Here is a 15,420-nt window from a genome sequence, read left to right on the forward strand (position 1 = left end):
CTCGTCGGCATCCAGGACGCCGTACTGCTTGCGCCAGCTGTAGATCGTCTGCTCGCTGATGCCGTGCTTCTTCGCAATCTCTGCGACCGGCGCCTTGTCCGCTTCGCGCAGGATCGTCACCATTTGGGCTTCGCTGAATCGACTCTTCCTCATGACTTCCTCTCTTCAAGGAAGCCATCCTCTCAAGTTTTAGATGGTCCGAAAATCTCCGGGCAGGTCAGGTCCACTTGGCGCCGACCACGTAGAGGCCATCGCCCTCGCGCCATTCGAGCGCCTTGAACCAGCCGGCGGCCGGCGCGGGCTGACCGTTCTTTTCTGCGAGAAGCGTCTGGTGCTCGTAGTCGATGACGAAGTCGACGCCCGTCGCCGCCACCTGATTGATCAGGGCGGCGGCGATGGTGGCGTCCATGCGCCAGGCGGGGATTTCGGCGGGGCGGCCGTCGCGCGCCCGGAACTCGCCGGCGGGGAGCAGGCGAAAGTCAGCCGCCGCGTTGACCTCGAAGGTGAGGACGGCAACGCGGCCGGCGGCGCAGCGGGAGGCGGAGGGCTTGATTGGGCTCGACATGCGGCCACCTTAGGGGGTGGCGGTCGAGCCTTCCATTAACGGGGGTTAGAACCTGATGCGGGGTGCTCGCGGGGCGGTGCGGAAAGGGAGCGAAGGGGAAGGTTTGCGCGTTGCCATGGCCCGAATGATCGGGCGCGCGCGAGGCCAGGTGTAGGGGGAAGCGGTTTGGTGGGAGGCGCTATTTACCTAGGGAGGCCGGGGCGCGCCTGATCACGCAGCCAAGCGGAGCACCAACGCAGGCAGATTCCAAACCGCCAGAACCAGGCAGCCATAGATGAACGCACTGACGGCCATCGCCACATGAAGAGTGTTGCGACGCGACTGAATCAGGTTCGTGAAACTTGTGCGCTTTTCTTCCGACGACGTGTAGTTTCTGAGCGCGTCGAGCCATTTATCGCCTTCCCGCTGTGTCAATACGTCATCGCGACGATGTATCACCAACTGCAGGACAATCGAAAGCAACAGATAACCTGCCAGAAACTTGAGGAACAACCCCAACTCCGGGCTGCTCAGCAGCCCTTCCAGCTTCTGCTGGTCGAATTTTCCAACAAAGGAAAACGCGATGAATGCCAGTACCCCAAGCAAGTCGCGCAGCAGCGAGCTCACCAGCTCACGAGCCTTTGTAGCGTAATGATCGGACTGTGACTTCATGTCCTTCATCAGGTCGCGCAGTTCCTTGTAATACGCGTCCTTGCGCTCAAGGATGACGAAGGGGTAGCTGTCTTCGGCTTGTTTTAGAGCGAAGTCGAGATGACGATCCAAACAGGCCAGGAAACACTCACCCGGGTTCAAGTCGAGCGACAAGCGGTCCATCAGCAGCTTGAGCCGCGTCTCCGGACGCTCCGCATAAACCCAAGCCACTGCGGCGACCAAGCGCTGGTGGAGGCTTCTCCAGGCCAGTTCGGAATTGGCGTTCCACAGCGGCAGCGAAAAGCGTTTGGTACCGCGAATCGCTGCCGTGATCGCACCCTCAGAATGCTTGATGTCGTTTGCCAGGCAGGCGGCCAAGACAAGACACCCAAGGCGCATCAGCGGTTTAGCCACTGCCGAATCGAGGGCACCCCATGTGAGCGCCCAGCCCTTCGGCGCAATGCGCATATTCGGACCGCTGCTGGCAGCATGGACGAGCGCATGAACATCGACATCTTCGGGAAGGCGAGGGCCCTCTATCCGCTCCGGAGCCGATGCGTCGAGCGGTAAAACCCACAGCAAAGGGCCACCAACCGGGCTTTTCAGATCACCGACGCGGATCGTGACCGGCTTGCTAAAGTCGGGGTCGTACGCGCTGGAACGAATGAAGGGATTCAGTGTTTCCAGCCAACTGCACAAGCCCTGCTCAGAAAAGAAGAACAGCGTCGCTTCTTCTTTCCTGGCAGGCCAAAGGGACGATAGCCCCGCCTTGCCGAGACTGAAGCTCCAACCGAGCCCCAAAAAGCTATCGTCGTCAGTGAGCTCACCACTATCGACCGACTCGCCGCCAACTACCAGTGACGGCCTTGCATCCGGAACAACCAACTGAAGTTGTGCGCCAATTTCGGCTAGCAAGGAAGCTTGCGCAGCACTCAGACAGGCCCCCTCAACCGTAAGACGAAAGCTCTCCTCGTGCGCCTGTGCGCCCGATCTGCAAAGTGCCTCGACTCGGTCGAGCAATTTGCCGGCTTCCGTCATGTCGTCAGTTCTTCAATGTGAGTTTGCGGGTTTCAATCGTGATCCGTTCCCGGCCGTCTGGTAGGGTCTCTGTCTTGAGACCGACCGCCTCTTTGTCGCCTTCGAACGTGATCGTCACCCCTTCGGAGGTCAAGTAGTGCTGTTTGCACTCGGCAGGACGTAGAGATCCAGGACGCGGAGTGAATTGTTGCCCAGCGACCCCCGCGGCGGCAAGCGCCTCTCGCAATTGACCGGACATTGCCTGTTTTCGGGCGGGATCTTCATCCTTGACCACAGCATTGATGAATTCATCCGTCTCGAACGTGTCATGGTCCTTCAGATAGTTCTGTGCGCGTCCGATATAGCCCGCCGCGTCCTCGCCTGGCGGGATCGCATCCTTGTCCAGGCCGCGGGCCCACTTTTTGACAGCAAAGTGGGTCGCTCTCGTCAGCTCGGCATCTTGCTGGCGTTCCGTGACGCCTAGGAAACCCTTGAAATAGTCCGTCAGACGCGGCTTCGTTTTGCGGTCATAGGCCAGAACATCCCAGGCAAAGTAGCTGTCTGCATCGATCACAGCACTCTTCTGGATGGAAGACTTGGTTTCGCTGAGAGCGTTCGGGTTATCGGTCATTACGGCGATCTTCCGCCCCCCTTCCACTTTTCGTGAGTACGAAAACGAGGCGCTTTTATCCATTTTGACCAGCAGGATCAGCTTCTTCCATTCATTGGCGCTGGCCAAGAAACGCACGACCGCCACCACGAAAACGCCTTCCGCCATCTGGTTACGGTGGCGGTCGGCAAAATCCGTCGCGATCTGCCGGGAAATTACGTTCAAGTTGTGGCGCTCTGCGACAAGTTGCTGGCACTTTTCCTTGAGGTGCACCGCGTCTGGCTTGAAGACGTACTGCGTTCCTTCCAGGATGTCTTGGAGACGAGCCAGAAAGAACTTCTTCTGCTTGGGCTGCAGGCTCACTTCATCAAGAAATTCGACCTTTTCTTCCTTCCCCGCGTCGAGTTCGATGATGTGGAAGATGAAATCAAGAATCTCAAGGCTGTCACGTTGACTCTGACTCAGTACGGATTCGATTGGAGTTGGCACGGGCCTTCCTTCATGAAGAAGATGGTTGATTGAAATTTACGTGTTGGTGACCGACTACTTGCAACTGTTACTTTTGATGCTGAAAGCCTTGCGAACGGCAGCGCCCGCCACACGCTGCAACGCCGCGCCAATCCATTTATAAACGCGCAGGACGATCTCATGCCGTCCGCGGCAGCCATCCGCCTGCCCTACGGCCCCGTTAAAGCCTCGTAGCGCCTTTCCTCCTCTCGATGCCGCTCGAGAGTGCGCCGCCAGTCACGAGTGCTTTCTTGCTTTGGCGATCAGCTATTCCTTCCTCTCAGCAGGTTTCGGATGCCGCGTCGCCTCGGCCGCGCCCCGACGAACGATGAGTGCTTCCACGTGATGGATATCCGCCTTCACCATCTGCAGCGCATCCAGCATCGCCCGCCGCCGGCGCGTCATCCAGACCACCGTTCCACTTACTGCAACGAGGCAGATGGCAAGCACGATTCCAGTAGTTGGCGAGGGTGGCGCCCCCCATGTCGCTACCAGGAACGTCAGCAGTGCCCCCATCGATCCGCCGAACCACCAAACGGTCGGGTGCAATATGAACTCGCGAAAAACAGCGCGGCGCTCTCTCAGCAAGGCTTCACGTTCGACGCGAAGCTCTGGCTCGCTCATCTTTTGATACCGCGTGACATTGCCGTAGTGGTTGACGATTTTTTCGGCCGCTTGACCGAAAGGCGCATTGAAATTGCTTTGCTTCATGATCCCTTATTGATGATCTTTCCCGCAGCCTGCCCGAGGGGCGCGTTGTAGTTCTTCTGCTTCTTGATCTTGGTCTTTACTGCCGCCGGTTTCGGCGGTGTTGATTGAGCACTGCCGCCCTGAAGCGCCCCAATGGCCGCCGCCTTGACTGCCAGCGATGCCTCGCGAAACAGGCTGATCAGCTCGCGCTCGTCTTCCGTTGATGTCGGCGCAAAGCCACCTCCGGTAAGAATCCACGCGGGGTCGGCGTCGAATTCTGCCCACAAGCCCAGCAGAGCCTTTGTGTCCAGCAATCGCTCGCCGCGCTCCCACGTTCCAACGGTCTTTCGATCTACACCGAGGCTTGCCGCGAAGTCGGATTGAGATAGGCGGCCACGAAGCGCCTCTATGCGCTTGCCAATCTCCGTCAAATTAATCTCGTGTGGCACACAAACACCCCTTGACGATGGGAGATTGATCTCCCATAATTCACTCACACCGCACAACACTGTACGGCGACTTAATCGACACCCGAAAGAGCGCCCCCCCCCGAAGGATCTCCCATGAAACAACTGCGTACTGCCGAAGAAGCCCGCGCCGAACTGAAGCGTCAGGGCATCTCCATCACCGCCTGGTCGCTGGCCAACGGTTTCTCGCCGAACCTGGTCTTCGAAGTCCTCGGCGGCCGTAAGAAGTGCGCTCGCGGCGCCGCCCACAACATCGCCGTCAAGCTTGGCCTCAAGGACGGCGTCGTTTGCACCGACCCGGCCCGCGCTCTCGACACGCATGCTGATCGCCGCATCGCCGCGTGAGTCCTGCTATGCCAACGACTGCCAAAGCCCTTTTCGACGCTGCCTTTGCCGGCCCGCGCGATCCGCGCAGCGAGGCCTACAAGGCAGGTGTTCTTGCCGCGCTGCGCTACCGCATCGACGGCGACCGCATGACCAACCCCTTTCCGCCAGCGTCGGCCGAGTCTGACGCCTGGTACGCCGGCACATCGGAAGGGCACGCCCTCTGGCGTAACCATCAATCCGTCGCTGACCGACTGGCTGCGTGAGGTCCGCCATGACAGCCGACCAACTGCTCGCACTGCTCGCCGAGTTCAACGGCAGCAACCACGTCGAACTCGCGATCAAGTACCGCATTACTACTGTGCAGGTTCATCGCCTGGTAGCGCAGCTGCGTCACGCAGCGCTGCGCGCGGCGCTCCTGGCAGGCGTTGAAAACTCCGCGCAAGTCCTCGTGGCATTCCGGTTTCAACAGGAGTTCCTATCTGGCACCGAAGCTGTGCTTCAAGCCGTTCAAAAGGCCAGAGCAGAGGGCTATGAGGATCGTCTTGTGCTTGCTCTGCATATTCTCGCGGCAGCGCCTGCAGCAACTGCGCCGGACTCCGGCCCGACTCCGCCAGTTGCGCCAGGAGAAAGCCAATCAGCGCCTCAAGCCCATCCTGATACAGCGCCGCCTCCTCCAGCGCCGCCGAAGTCGTCGCTGCCATCTGATGCAAGCCGTATTCCATTTCAGCCATGACGCACTCCCCTATCCAAATTATCGACGCTTCATCGTATTTCATGCAAACGACTTGCAACAGCCGCAATCCCGCAATTTGTTTGGCGCGGCCATCCGCCGCCCGGAAAGGGGGCTCCCAATGAGCCGCCGCAATTGGAAACGCGTGCAGCCGACCAGCCTGCGCCACGCGCTGGAGTTGTGCAAAGACCACGCCCGCGAGCGCCGCAACCTCTCGGTTGAGCGCATCGCCGACGAGATGGGCATCACCGATCACTGGTCGCTGTACAAGTGGATTCAGTCCGGCCGCTTCCCAGCCAACCTGATCCGCCCCTACGAAAACGTCTGCGGCATCGACTTCGCCCCCCGCTGGCTGGTGGCCAGCGCCGGCCGGCTGATGGTCGACACCCCGACCGGGCGCAGCGCCTCGGCCGCCGACATCAACGCGCTGCAGGCGGTGCTCAACGATGCCGTCGGCGCGCTGATCGGCTTTTACGCCAGCCACGCCAATGCAGACGAGACGCTCGGCGCGATCCAGTCGGCGCTGGAGACGCTCGCCGCGCACCGCGGCAACGTCGTCAAGCATGCGCAGCCTGAACTCGACTTTGCAGGAGAGGCGGAATGAGCGAGACCCCGCAAACCATCGCTGCCGCCGGCAAGGTGCTCGAGGTGCTCAATGTGCTGATGGGCCACTTTGCCCACGGCCTCGCGCCCTCGGAGCTTGCCAAGGCCACCGACCTGTCGCCCAGCGCCATCGCGCGTTGCGTCGCAACGCTCGTCGACGCGGGCTTTGCCGAACGCATCCCCGAAACCGGCCGCATCCGCCCTTCGACGCGCTTTGCGCTGCAAGCGATGTCGATCATGCGCTCGATCGAATCGGCCAAGAGCCGGCTCGACGAGCTGGCCGCCCGCATCACCACTCAACGTTAAGGAAGAACAATGGCACGCACGCCCAGCCAAGCCACCCCGATCAGCCACGCCGTCCTCGAAGCGGACGCGCCCGGCCTGCCGGCGATCCGGGATGAGATCGCCCAACTGGATGTTCTGGAGACGCAGCTCGACGCTCGCGTTCGCGCTGTCGCTACGCAGATCGGCTACCAGCTGCCCGGCGGCTACACCGACCCGGACCTGATTCAGCGCGACATCAGCGCCAGCATGCGCCGCAGCGTCGAGGCGTGCCTCGAAGTCGGCCGCGGCCTGACGGTGCTGAAGGCCGCTTGCGAGCACGGCAATTTCATCGCTCGCCTGGAGGTGCTCGGTATCGAAACCCGCGTTGCCCAGAAGTTCATGGGGACCGCGCGCAAGTTTGCAAATGCGACGTCAACGCCGCTTTTGAAGGCGGCTGGCAACCAGACCAAGCTCTTCGAAATGCTGGTGCTCGACGACGAGCAGATCGAGGAACTCGAACTCACCGGCCAGAGCGGTGAACTGAAGCTCGACGAGATCGCGACGATGAGCGTCAAGGAATTGCGCGCTGCGTTGCGCGCCACGCGGCAAGACCTCGAAGCCCGCGGTGAAGTACTCGAAGGCAAGAACCGCAAGATCGACGAGCTGACCGAATCGCTCGCCAAGGCGCAGCGCCGCGTGAAGGCGCTGCCGCCGGCCGAGGTGGCCGACGAGCTGCGCAAGGAAGTCACGCAAATGGCGGGCATGGCCGAAGTGGGCATCCTCGCGCTGCGCTCCGGGTTGGCGGCGCTCGCCGAGCATGCCGAGACGCACGGCGCCAACCACGAAGACTTCACCGCCGGGCTGATCTGCCAGCTGGAGCTGGCGATCAAGCAGCTGCGCGGCGAGTTCGACATCAAGACCCGTCCGGACGGCGACGACACGCCCGAGTGGGCGCGCCCCGGCGCCGAAGCGCGCATCAAAGAAGCGACGGCTGCTGCGATGGCAGAAAACGGCTGGGCCTTCGATGCGCAGGGAAAGATGGTTCCCGCCGAGCTGGCGAAGAAGGGCTGGGAACTCGATACGCAGGGCCGCATGGTGGCGGCCGGCACGGTGGCAGAGGCCTGAGCCATGAGCCCGGCGCTGACGGAAAGATTGGTGTCGCTGGCCTGCGCCCTTCGCCAGGCGGCGCACGGCAGCAAGGACGCCATCTACCAGGCTGCGTGCCAGGAACTGGGGATGTCGCGCGCCACGTTGCACCGCAAGCTGAAAGAGGTGGCCATCATGGGCGAGCGCAAGAGGCGTCGCGACGCCGGCAAGACGGCACTGTCGCGCGATGAGGCGCTGGTGATTTCCGGGGTGCTGACGAACTCGGCGCGCAAGAACAACAAGCGTCTGTTCGGCGTGGGCGATGCGGTTGAAGCGTTGCGCGCGGATGAGAAGGTGCGCGCCGAGGGCATCGACAAATCGACCGGCGAAGTCCGGCCGCTCTCGCACAGCACGATTCACCGCGCGCTGCGCGCCTACAAGCTGCACCCGGACCAGCTGGCCGAGCCGGCGCCGGCGACGCAGCTGGCCAGCCTGCACCCGAATCATGTGTGGCAGATCGACGCCAGCCTGTGCGTGCTCTATTACCTCAAGCCCGGCGCCGGCGCACGTGCGCGCGAGAGCGGCCTGCAGGTGATGGAAGCCGACAAGTTCTACAAGAATAAGCCGAAGAACCTCGCCCGCATTGCCGCCAACCGCGTTTGGTCGTACGAGCTCACCGATCACACCAGCGACTGGATTTACGCCGAGTACGTGATGGGCGCGGAGTCCGGCGACAACCTGTGCTCGGTATTGATCAACGCGATGCAGGAGCGTGGCGGACAAGACCTCATGCACGGCGTGCCGAAGATCCTGATGCTCGACCCGGGCTCGGCCAACACGGCGGCGATGACGAAGAACCTGTGCAAGTCGCTCGGCATCCGGCTGATGCCGCACGCGCCGGGCAACGCCCGCGCCACCGGGCAGGTGGAAAACGCGCGGAACATCATCGAGCGCAAGTTCGAAGCGCGGCTGAAGTTCGAGCCGGTGGCGAATCTCGACGAGCTCAACGAGCGCGCCCGGCAATGGCGGATGGCGTTCAACGCAACGGCGATTCATCGCCGGCATGGACGCTCGCGCAGTGCGGTGTGGATGACGATTACCGCAGCGCAACTGGAGAAGGCGCCGCCCGTGGAAGTGTGCCGTGAGCTTGCCGTCGCGGCGCCCGAGCCGCGCACGGTGACGCCGCTGCTGCGCGTGCAGTTTGCCGGCCGCGAGTGGGACGTGTCGACGGTGCCGCAGGTGATGGTTGGCGAGAAGGTGCTGGTGACGCGCAACCCGTGGCGCGACGATGCGGCGCAGGTGGTGCGGATCGACGCCGATGGCCGCGAGGTATTCCACGTGGTGGCCGAGGTGAAGAAGAACGAATTCGGCTTTGCTGAGACGGCTGCGGTGATCGGCGAGCGCTATCGCGCGCCGGCCGATACGCCGGCGCAGACGACCAGCAAGGAAATCGAGCGGCTGGTGATGGGCGCGGACACGCAGGGCGAGGCCGAGGCGGCACGCAAGGCGAAACGCCTGCCTTTCGGCGGCGAGTTCCATGCCTTCAAGACGATCACCGATACCGAACTGCCGAACTATCTGCCGCGCCGCGGCCGGGCGCATTCGCTGACGCCGCCGACGGTGGAGTTTCCGCCGCTCTCGCACGTCGAGGCCGCACGCCGTCTCAAGGCGAGGCTCGGCGAGCGCTGGACGAGCGAGCACTTCGCGCGGCTGGCAAAGCGCTTTCCCGAGGGCGTTCCCGAAGACCAGCTCGATACGGTTGCCGCCGAGCTCGAGGGCGCGCGCGCGGCACTGTGCGAACCGGCGGCGCGGCTTCGCGCGGTGGGAGGTGCGTGATGCTCAGGCTGAAGCTTTTGCTCGGCCCTCCGGGCTGCAGGCAGGCCGATCTGGCGCGGGCACTGAAGGTATCGACCGCGACTGTCGCTCAGATCGTCAATCACGGCTCCTGGCCAAAGAGCTTGCCGCAGGAAACGCTCGAGGCGGGAATCCGGGCCTTTCTTTCGCAGGCCAATGTTCCAGCGGCCGATATCGCAACCGCCTTCGAAGTAGTGGGGCAGACGCGCGCCAACGCGCCTGCCCCGGTCTCCCCGCAGCAAACCACTGACGACTTACCCAAGGAGGATTCCATGTTACTGCGTAAACAAACCCTTCACCCGGCGACGAAGAAGCACTTCTCGCTCTTCCGCGACCCCTTTGCCGAGGATGCCATCCAGTCCGACGAAGACATGTATGTCAGCCCCGATATCCGCTATGTGCGCGAGTCGATGTTCTCGGCGGCCAAGTTCGGCGGCCTGCTCGCCATCGTCGCCGAGTCCGGCGCCGGCAAGACGACGCTGCTGCGCGACCTGGAAGAGCGCATCGAGCGCGAGCACCAGCAGATCGTGCTGATTCGCCCCTACGTGTTGGGCATGGAAGACAACGATCAAAAAGGCAAGACGCTCAAGGCCAGCCACATTGCCGAGGCGATCATGGCGACGGTGGCGCCGCTGGAGCGGCCGAAGAGCAGCCCGGAGTCGCGCTTTCGGCAGTTGCACCAGGTGCTGCGCGAGAGTCACGCGGCGGGCTATCGGCATTGCCTGGTGATCGACGAAGCGCATGCGCTGCCGATTCCGACGATCAAGCACCTGAAGCGCTTCTTCGAGCTGGAAGTGGGCTTCAAGAAACTGCTGTCGATCATCCTGATCGGCCAGCCCGAGCTGCAGGCGAAGCTGTCGGAACGCAACGCCGACGTGCGCGAGGTGGTGCAGCGCTGCGAGATGGTCGAACTGCCGCCGCTGGATGGCGGGCGCCTGGATGACTACCTGCGCTTCAAGCTGGAGCGTGCCGGCAAGGCGGTTGCCGACGTGATCGACGCGGGCGGCATTGACGCCATCCGCGCCAAGCTGACGGTGACGGCGCAGCGGCGCGACAAGGCGGAGACGGTCTCGCTGCTGTATCCGCTGGCCGTCGGCAACCTGATGACGGCGGCGCTGAACGTCGCCGCCGAGATCGGCAGCCCGCTGGTGACGGCCGACGTGGTGCGGAGCCTGTGATGAGCGCCGCCCATCATCTCCAGCCGCGGGCGCTGATCGACTCGGCGGCGCCAGACGCTACTCGCCAAACGTCGATCGCGGCGGCTACCAAGCTGATTACCAGCTTGCTGAACGCCGTGGTGTGGCTGATCAGCCAGCGCTTCAGCGTGATCAGTTTCCACGGATCGCGCGACATCGGCGGCGACAAGATCGTGATCGTCGTGGCGCCCAGCCCGCGCCTGCATGTGGTCTTCAAGGATGACTGCGCCTGGCGCCAGCGGCGGCAGGACGGCGCGCTGACGATCTACACGTGGTTCGCCGATCGCTTCGGCGTGCGCATCGAGTGGGAGGAAGTGACATGCCTTTGAAGCCGATCACCCTCTTCATCCGCTGGCTTGTGCGCCTGCAGCTCGCCTTCCGGCTGTCTTTCTACCTGCGCTACTCGCCGCGCCGGGCGTGGCTGCTGGCCAAGCGGGAGGGCCTGGCATGAGCAGTCTTTTAGGTCGCGACCTACCACCTGTGCGCCGGCACCGATCTCTCCGCTTTTTCCGTTTCACACTGAACTGAAAGGACTCACATGGCAACCGCCAAGAAAACCCGCATCAAATCGGCTGCCGCGATTGTCGCGGTGCCGCAGAACCGCGAGCAGGCCGCAGAGGCCGTGCGCGAGATCGGCGAGCGCCAGCGCGAGCTGGCACGCATCACCGCCGACATGAACGACGAGCTGGCGCGCGTGAAAGAGCGCTGGGAGGCTGCGGCCGAGCCGCACAACGCCCGCATTGCTGCCCTCACGCAGGGCGTGCAGACGTGGGCCGAGGCCAACCGCGAGGCGCTCACGCAGGGCGGCAAGGTGAAGACCGCCGCGCTGACCACCGGCGAAATCCTCTGGCGCCTGCGCCCGCCGAGCGTGCGCGTCACCGGCGCCGAGGCGGTGCTCGACATCCTGCGCCGCATGGGCCTGACGCGCTTCATTCGCTCGAAGGACGAGGTCAACAAGGACGCCATCCTCAACGAGCCGGAGGCCGTGGTGGCGGTGCCGGGCATCAGCATCCAGCAGGGCGAGGATTTCGTGGTCGTTCCATTCGAGGCCGAACTGGCCGGGGAGGCAGCATGAAGAGCATCAACGCAAAGACGGTATCCGGCGGCGACGCGCTCGCGATCCGGAAGGAGAAGCAGCTCAACCAGGCGCAGTTCTGGGGCCCGATTGGCGTATCGCAGTCGGGCGGCAGCCGCTACGAAAGCGGCCGCAAATTGCCGAAGCCGATCCAGCTGCTGCTGGCCATCGCGCACGGCAGCGAGGCCGTCAGCCGGAAGGCTGTGGCGGAGATTCGCGGGGAGAAAGCAGCATGATCGACGAGTGCAGCTACCTCACCAACGGCATTCACGGCTACGCCTGGTAGGAGCCGCGACGCCGCTAACCATCGCCTCAAGCCGCTCCTCCGGGGCGGCTTCGGGAGACTGCCATAACCGGGAACATCACATGACGACCGAACGCGACAAGATCATCGCCAAAATCCGCAAATGCCTCGCCCTGTCGGCCAGCGCCAACGAGCACGAAGCCGAGGCCGCGTTGCGCCAGGCACGCAAGCTGATGGAAACGCATGGCGTTGCCGACCTCGATATCGCTGCGGCCGAGGCCGCTGAGCGACGCGCAAAGGCCGGTGCCAAGGCGAAACCGGCCCAATGGGAAGCAAGCCTTGCGATCCTCACGGGAGAGGCCTTCGGTTGCCGAGTGATCTTCAGCCAAGGATGGGATCGTGCGAAATGGGAACCCATCGGCGAATGGGCCTTCATCGGCACGGGCGCTGCACCAGAGATTGCGCAATATGCCTTCAGCGTTCTTCTTCGGCAAGTGCGGCGCGCGCGGTCTGAGCATATCAAGATCAAGCTCAAGCGCTGCAAAACCGAGACCAAGACACGACGTGCCGATCTGTTCTGCGAAGGATGGGTGGATGGCGTTTCGCGCGCGCTCGGCGCATTTGCCAGCTCGGATGCTGGCTCTTCGGCGATCGAAGCGTTCGTGGCGAAACGCTACGGCGCTCTTGACTCGCTTGAAGCGCGTGATCGCAACGCGGGCAGGAAGCTGCACGACCATGAATACGACGACGCGCAGGCAGGGCATTGCTCCGGTCGTCAGGCTGAGTTGAATCGTGGTGTTGGTGGCGGGTCTGCGCCACTGGCATTGGAGTGACGCCATGAAGACATCAATCTGGAACCGTCGGCGCAGTGCCGAACAGCAGCGCGCGGCGGAGATCACGCAGATCCACGTTGCGCGGCAGCAGACCGGCATGGCCGAGGATACGTATCGCGGGCTGCTGGCGTCGATCGAGCAGGTTCAGTCGTCGAAAGACTTATCTGCGCTCGGCCGGCGCCAGCTGCTCGAGCATTTTCGCAAGCTGGGCTGGAAACCGCGGCCGCCCAAGAAGGCGCCGGCGGCGCGGGCGCACAAGCCGATCGCGCTCAGCAAGGAAGAGATCGAGGCGAAGATTGCAACGCAGTTGAAGGCACTTGGCGCCGAGTGGGGCTACGCCTACGCCGTTGGCCGGCGCATCTTTCCGGACATCGCGCGTTGGGAGTGGCTGACGCCGGAGCAGCTGGGCGCGGTGTCTTCGGCGCTGGAGCGGACGATCCGCTTTCGGGAAAAGTCGGCGCAGAAGGAACAGCGGGCATGAGCCGGGGAGCGCCGCAGCTGATTGCCGACCTGGCGGAAACCATCGCCGCCGAGCTGGTGAAGTCCGGTCAGACGGAAGAAATCGCCGTGGAGATCGGCGTGGCCGTTGCGGACAAGATTCGCGGCGACTGGGGCGGCGAGCCGATCTATATCCCGAAGGGCTGCGCGATCGACATTTCCCGCCGCGACATGGAGATTTTCGAGAAATTCAACGGCACCAACCACCACGCGCTGGCGCGTGAGTACAATCTGACGGTCATACACATTTATCGCGTCGTCAAGGCCGTCCGCCTCGAAATGGTGAAGAAGCGGCAGGGGGCGCTGTTCTAGGGGGGAATATGAAGAGGGTTCTGATTTCGGCGATGTTCGTGGCTGCCCTTGGCGGCTGCGGCTCCGGCGACCCGCAGCCGCCGAAGACGATTCAGGAAATTAGCCAGAGCATCGCAGCTGTTCACGAGGAGAACGGCATCCTGAAAATCAGTCTTGCTGGCAGGGCTGTTCTGAGAGTCAAAGATCTGATGCAAAACGCGTCAATGGAGTCGTATCGGATCTCGGAATCGCTGGTGAAGTACTTCCCTTCTTCCTTGAAGAAGGATGTTGTATTTGTCGTTAGTGCGCCGGTCCAGGACAAATATGGAAACGGTTCCGTTTCCCCCGTTTTCGAGTTGCAGTACCGCGCTGACGACCTGAAGAAGATCAGCTACGGCAGCCTTTATCACAAGCAAATGCTTGAGATGGCTGAACCGGTGAAGTACTTAAGCATCGCCGGTGCCGAGGCCGTTGTCGAATGGTGCAAAGATGATGATAACCGGAGCGCTGCACAGCAGTTCTGCGCTACAAACGCTCGATAGCAGATCAGCAAAACGCTTCCGAGGCCCCGCTCAGAGCGGGGCTTGTTGTTTCTAACTGCGGTTAATGGAGCCTTCGCGCGCGCGTCGCTAACGTGGGCGCATGCCTCGCGAAATCTCCCTTATCGTCATCCATTGCAGCGCGTCGCCCAACGGCGACAGCCTGTTCCGCGGCACGCCCGGAACGCCGAGCCAGATCACGCCGGCGCAAACGATCGACGCCTGGCACAAGGCCCGCGGATTCAAACGCGACGCGGCAATGTGCCGAATCTGGAATCCCGATCTGCGCTCGATCGGCTACCACTTTGTCCTCTACAGCAACGGTGCGGTCGCCACCGGTCGCGCGCCGGCCGAGATCGGCGCCCACGTTGCCGGCTTCAATCAGAAGAGCCTCGGCGTCTGCCTGGTCGGCACCGACCGCTTCACCTCGGCGCAGTGGGACTCACTGCGTGTGCTCATCACCGGATTGCAGAAGAGTTATCCCAGCGCCCGCGTCGTCGGGCATCGCGACCTGTCGCCCGACACCGACGGTGACGGCGTCGTCGAGCCGCGTGAGTGGCTGAAGATTTGCCCCGGCTTTGATGTTGCTGCGTGGATCGCCGGCGGCATGCAGGCCATTTCCGCACACCTCCAGGAGGATTGATATGGAACCGCTCACGATTGCGCTGGGCTTGGCCCAGATCGCGCCGAGTTTGATGCGCTACTTCGGCATCGGCGAGAAACCCGTTGCGATTGCCGAGCAGGCGATTGCCCTCGCCAAGAGCGTGACCGGCGCCACCAGTGGCGAACAGGCGCTGGCGGCGCTGCAGGCCGACCCGAAGCTGGCGCAGGAATACCAGCTCGCCGTGCTCAAGGCCGATGCCGATCTGGAAGCTGCCTACCTCGCCGACCGGCAGAGCGCGCGCGACCGCGACATCAAGCTGCACCAGGCCGGCTACGCCAACAAGCGCGCCGATCTGATGGTGCTGTTCGACGTGATCGGGCTGGTCGCCTGCCTGGTGGTGCTGTCGCTGTTCCGCGCCGACATTCCCGGTGAGGTGGTCGGCCTGCTCTCGACCATTGCCGGCATCTTCGGCCTGTGCCTGCGCGACGCGCACCAGTTCGAATTCGGATCGAGCCGAGGCAGCCGCGACAAGGATGTGCTGCTCAACGGAGGCGCCAAGTGAAAGCCCGCTGGATCTGGCTCTTCCCACTGCTCATTTCAGCAGTGATGTTCTTCCGTGCCTGGTGGGCAGCCGGCCACGAGAGCGGCCTTAGCGCGTCCGCCCTGACTATTTCGGTGCTCGACGCGGCAATCGTCTCGATTGCCGCCTTCGGCGTCACTTTTGCGCTGTGGGTGGCGGTCCGTGAGCGCTGACCTGATCGACAACGCCAGCGGGCGCAAGGCTGGGGGC

General features: G+C 63.0%; 25 protein-coding genes. 18 read left to right on the forward strand and 7 right to left on the reverse strand.

What is annotated here, in order from left to right; translation table 11 throughout:
* The 6 genes from GHK24_RS03050 to GHK24_RS03075 all read right to left on the reverse strand — a co-directional run.
* Positions 1-153, reverse strand: a 153-nt coding sequence (locus tag GHK24_RS03050) for a transposase (RefSeq protein ID WP_153468888.1), incomplete at its 3' end; no start/stop codon positions are given.
* Positions 154-217: 64 nt separating this feature from the next.
* On the reverse strand, positions 218-565 hold the full coding sequence (locus GHK24_RS03055) for a phage protease (protein WP_153468891.1): 348 nt from the start codon (positions 563-565) through the stop codon (positions 218-220).
* A 210-nt stretch (positions 566-775) separates the two neighbouring features.
* On the reverse strand, positions 776-2,233 hold the full coding sequence (locus GHK24_RS03060) for a hypothetical protein (protein WP_153468894.1): 1,458 nt from the start codon (positions 2,231-2,233) through the stop codon (positions 776-778).
* 4 nt (positions 2,234-2,237) lie between these two features.
* Positions 2,238-3,311 (reverse strand): nucleoid-associated protein, encoded by a 1,074-nt coding sequence (locus tag GHK24_RS03065; RefSeq protein ID WP_194286362.1) that lies wholly within the window; start codon positions 3,309-3,311, stop codon positions 2,238-2,240.
* Positions 3,312-3,596: 285 nt separating this feature from the next.
* Positions 3,597-4,040 (reverse strand): hypothetical protein, encoded by a 444-nt coding sequence (locus GHK24_RS03070; protein ID WP_153468897.1) that lies wholly within the window; start codon positions 4,038-4,040, stop codon positions 3,597-3,599.
* Positions 4,037-4,468 (reverse strand): helix-turn-helix domain-containing protein, encoded by a 432-nt coding sequence (locus GHK24_RS03075; protein WP_153468900.1) that lies wholly within the window; start codon positions 4,466-4,468, stop codon positions 4,037-4,039. Before GHK24_RS03075 ends, GHK24_RS03070 begins: the two co-directional genes overlap by 4 nt.
* Positions 4,469-4,582: 114 nt before the next feature.
* Here GHK24_RS03075 and GHK24_RS03080 point away from each other — a divergent pair, with 114 nt between their 5' ends.
* Complete coding sequence (locus GHK24_RS03080; protein WP_153468903.1) at positions 4,583-4,831, forward strand: DNA-binding protein; 249 nt, start codon at positions 4,583-4,585, stop codon at positions 4,829-4,831.
* A gap of 8 nt (positions 4,832-4,839) precedes the next feature.
* The gene (locus GHK24_RS03085) at positions 4,840-5,076 is read left to right on the forward strand and encodes a hypothetical protein (RefSeq protein WP_153468906.1); all 237 of its coding nucleotides are present in this window, start codon (positions 4,840-4,842) and stop codon (positions 5,074-5,076) included.
* A 90-nt stretch (positions 5,077-5,166) separates the two neighbouring features.
* Here the strand turns inward: GHK24_RS03085 and GHK24_RS03090 are convergent, their stop codons facing one another.
* Positions 5,167-5,544, reverse strand: coding sequence for a hypothetical protein (locus GHK24_RS03090; protein WP_153468909.1), 378 nt, complete (start codon positions 5,542-5,544; stop codon positions 5,167-5,169).
* 120 nt (positions 5,545-5,664) lie between these two features.
* Between GHK24_RS03090 and GHK24_RS03095 the strand changes: the two genes are divergently transcribed.
* From GHK24_RS03095 to GHK24_RS03165, 16 genes are all read left to right on the forward strand, one after another.
* A complete protein-coding gene (locus tag GHK24_RS03095; RefSeq protein ID WP_153468912.1) occupies positions 5,665-6,147 on the forward strand; it encodes a hypothetical protein in 483 nt (160 codons plus the stop codon).
* Positions 6,144-6,452, forward strand: a complete 309-nt coding sequence (locus GHK24_RS03100) for a helix-turn-helix domain-containing protein (RefSeq protein WP_153468915.1) — start codon at positions 6,144-6,146, stop codon at positions 6,450-6,452. The genes GHK24_RS03095 and GHK24_RS03100 overlap by 4 nt, the downstream gene beginning before the upstream one ends.
* A 9-nt stretch (positions 6,453-6,461) precedes the next feature.
* Entirely contained in the window at positions 6,462-7,535 is a 1,074-nt protein-coding gene (locus tag GHK24_RS03105) for a hypothetical protein (RefSeq protein ID WP_228384521.1), read from the forward strand.
* 3 nt (positions 7,536-7,538) lie between these two features.
* The gene (locus tag GHK24_RS03110) at positions 7,539-9,332 is read left to right on the forward strand and encodes a DDE-type integrase/transposase/recombinase (RefSeq protein ID WP_153468919.1); all 1,794 of its coding nucleotides are present in this window, start codon (positions 7,539-7,541) and stop codon (positions 9,330-9,332) included.
* 290 nt (positions 9,333-9,622) lie between these two features.
* A complete protein-coding gene (locus GHK24_RS03115) occupies positions 9,623-10,528 on the forward strand; it encodes an ExeA family protein (RefSeq protein WP_228384522.1) in 906 nt (301 codons plus the stop codon).
* Entirely contained in the window at positions 10,528-10,875 is a 348-nt protein-coding gene (locus GHK24_RS03120; protein ID WP_153468925.1) for a hypothetical protein, read from the forward strand. The genes GHK24_RS03115 and GHK24_RS03120 overlap by 1 nt, the downstream gene beginning before the upstream one ends.
* Positions 10,866-10,997 (forward strand): hypothetical protein, encoded by a 132-nt coding sequence (locus GHK24_RS13770; RefSeq protein WP_277986400.1) that lies wholly within the window; start codon positions 10,866-10,868, stop codon positions 10,995-10,997. Before GHK24_RS03120 ends, GHK24_RS13770 begins: the two co-directional genes overlap by 10 nt.
* Positions 10,998-11,084: 87 nt before the next feature.
* A complete protein-coding gene (locus GHK24_RS03125) occupies positions 11,085-11,621 on the forward strand; it encodes a host-nuclease inhibitor Gam family protein (RefSeq protein ID WP_153468928.1) in 537 nt (178 codons plus the stop codon).
* On the forward strand, positions 11,618-11,857 hold the full coding sequence (locus GHK24_RS03130; protein WP_153468931.1) for a helix-turn-helix domain-containing protein: 240 nt from the start codon (positions 11,618-11,620) through the stop codon (positions 11,855-11,857). The genes GHK24_RS03125 and GHK24_RS03130 overlap by 4 nt, the downstream gene beginning before the upstream one ends.
* A gap of 130 nt (positions 11,858-11,987) precedes the next feature.
* Positions 11,988-12,698 (forward strand): DUF2786 domain-containing protein, encoded by a 711-nt coding sequence (locus GHK24_RS03135; protein WP_153468934.1) that lies wholly within the window; start codon positions 11,988-11,990, stop codon positions 12,696-12,698.
* 4 nt (positions 12,699-12,702) lie between these two features.
* Entirely contained in the window at positions 12,703-13,179 is a 477-nt protein-coding gene (locus GHK24_RS03140) for a phage protein GemA/Gp16 family protein (RefSeq protein ID WP_153468937.1), read from the forward strand.
* Positions 13,176-13,508, forward strand: coding sequence for a Mor transcription activator family protein (locus tag GHK24_RS03145; RefSeq protein WP_153468940.1), 333 nt, complete (start codon positions 13,176-13,178; stop codon positions 13,506-13,508). Before GHK24_RS03140 ends, GHK24_RS03145 begins: the two co-directional genes overlap by 4 nt.
* 8 nt (positions 13,509-13,516) lie before the next feature.
* Positions 13,517-14,029, forward strand: coding sequence for a hypothetical protein (locus GHK24_RS03150; protein ID WP_153468943.1), 513 nt, complete (start codon positions 13,517-13,519; stop codon positions 14,027-14,029).
* A gap of 100 nt (positions 14,030-14,129) precedes the next feature.
* On the forward strand, positions 14,130-14,669 hold the full coding sequence (locus GHK24_RS03155) for an N-acetylmuramoyl-L-alanine amidase (protein WP_153468946.1): 540 nt from the start codon (positions 14,130-14,132) through the stop codon (positions 14,667-14,669).
* A 1-nt stretch (position 14,670) separates the two neighbouring features.
* Positions 14,671-15,192, forward strand: coding sequence for a hypothetical protein (locus GHK24_RS03160; RefSeq protein WP_153468949.1), 522 nt, complete (start codon positions 14,671-14,673; stop codon positions 15,190-15,192).
* Entirely contained in the window at positions 15,189-15,383 is a 195-nt protein-coding gene (locus GHK24_RS03165; protein WP_153468952.1) for a hypothetical protein, read from the forward strand. Before GHK24_RS03160 ends, GHK24_RS03165 begins: the two co-directional genes overlap by 4 nt.
* Positions 15,384-15,420 lie beyond the last annotated feature (37 nt).

This window comes from Rhodocyclus gracilis (assembly GCF_009617575.1).
GTDB classification, from domain to species: domain Bacteria; phylum Pseudomonadota; class Gammaproteobacteria; order Burkholderiales; family Rhodocyclaceae; genus Rhodocyclus; species Rhodocyclus gracilis.

Coding starts and splice junctions, on each gene's coding strand:
- GHK24_RS03160 (WP_153468949.1), top strand. CDS start 14,671: ATGGAACCGCTCACGATTGCGCTGGGCTTGGCCCAGATCGCGCCGAGT.
- GHK24_RS03115 (WP_228384522.1), top strand. CDS start 9,623: ATGTTACTGCGTAAACAAACCCTTCACCCGGCGACGAAGAAGCACTTC.
- GHK24_RS03105 (WP_228384521.1), top strand. CDS start 6,462: ATGGCACGCACGCCCAGCCAAGCCACCCCGATCAGCCACGCCGTCCTC.
- GHK24_RS03150 (WP_153468943.1), top strand. CDS start 13,517: ATGAAGAGGGTTCTGATTTCGGCGATGTTCGTGGCTGCCCTTGGCGGC.
- GHK24_RS03110 (WP_153468919.1), top strand. CDS start 7,539: ATGAGCCCGGCGCTGACGGAAAGATTGGTGTCGCTGGCCTGCGCCCTT.
- GHK24_RS03120 (WP_153468925.1), top strand. CDS start 10,528: ATGAGCGCCGCCCATCATCTCCAGCCGCGGGCGCTGATCGACTCGGCG.
- GHK24_RS03130 (WP_153468931.1), top strand. CDS start 11,618: ATGAAGAGCATCAACGCAAAGACGGTATCCGGCGGCGACGCGCTCGCG.
- GHK24_RS03060 (WP_153468894.1), bottom strand. CDS start 2,233: ATGACGGAAGCCGGCAAATTGCTCGACCGAGTCGAGGCACTTTGCAGA.
- GHK24_RS03095 (WP_153468912.1), top strand. CDS start 5,665: ATGAGCCGCCGCAATTGGAAACGCGTGCAGCCGACCAGCCTGCGCCAC.
- GHK24_RS03055 (WP_153468891.1), bottom strand. CDS start 565: ATGTCGAGCCCAATCAAGCCCTCCGCCTCCCGCTGCGCCGCCGGCCGC.
- GHK24_RS03080 (WP_153468903.1), top strand. CDS start 4,583: ATGAAACAACTGCGTACTGCCGAAGAAGCCCGCGCCGAACTGAAGCGT.
- GHK24_RS03135 (WP_153468934.1), top strand. CDS start 11,988: ATGACGACCGAACGCGACAAGATCATCGCCAAAATCCGCAAATGCCTC.
- GHK24_RS03125 (WP_153468928.1), top strand. CDS start 11,085: ATGGCAACCGCCAAGAAAACCCGCATCAAATCGGCTGCCGCGATTGTC.
- GHK24_RS03155 (WP_153468946.1), top strand. CDS start 14,130: ATGCCTCGCGAAATCTCCCTTATCGTCATCCATTGCAGCGCGTCGCCC.
- GHK24_RS03070 (WP_153468897.1), bottom strand. CDS start 4,040: ATGAAGCAAAGCAATTTCAATGCGCCTTTCGGTCAAGCGGCCGAAAAA.
- GHK24_RS03145 (WP_153468940.1), top strand. CDS start 13,176: ATGAGCCGGGGAGCGCCGCAGCTGATTGCCGACCTGGCGGAAACCATC.
- GHK24_RS13770 (WP_277986400.1), top strand. CDS start 10,866: ATGCCTTTGAAGCCGATCACCCTCTTCATCCGCTGGCTTGTGCGCCTG.
- GHK24_RS03140 (WP_153468937.1), top strand. CDS start 12,703: ATGAAGACATCAATCTGGAACCGTCGGCGCAGTGCCGAACAGCAGCGC.
- GHK24_RS03090 (WP_153468909.1), bottom strand. CDS start 5,544: ATGGCTGAAATGGAATACGGCTTGCATCAGATGGCAGCGACGACTTCG.
- GHK24_RS03085 (WP_153468906.1), top strand. CDS start 4,840: ATGCCAACGACTGCCAAAGCCCTTTTCGACGCTGCCTTTGCCGGCCCG.
- GHK24_RS03100 (WP_153468915.1), top strand. CDS start 6,144: ATGAGCGAGACCCCGCAAACCATCGCTGCCGCCGGCAAGGTGCTCGAG.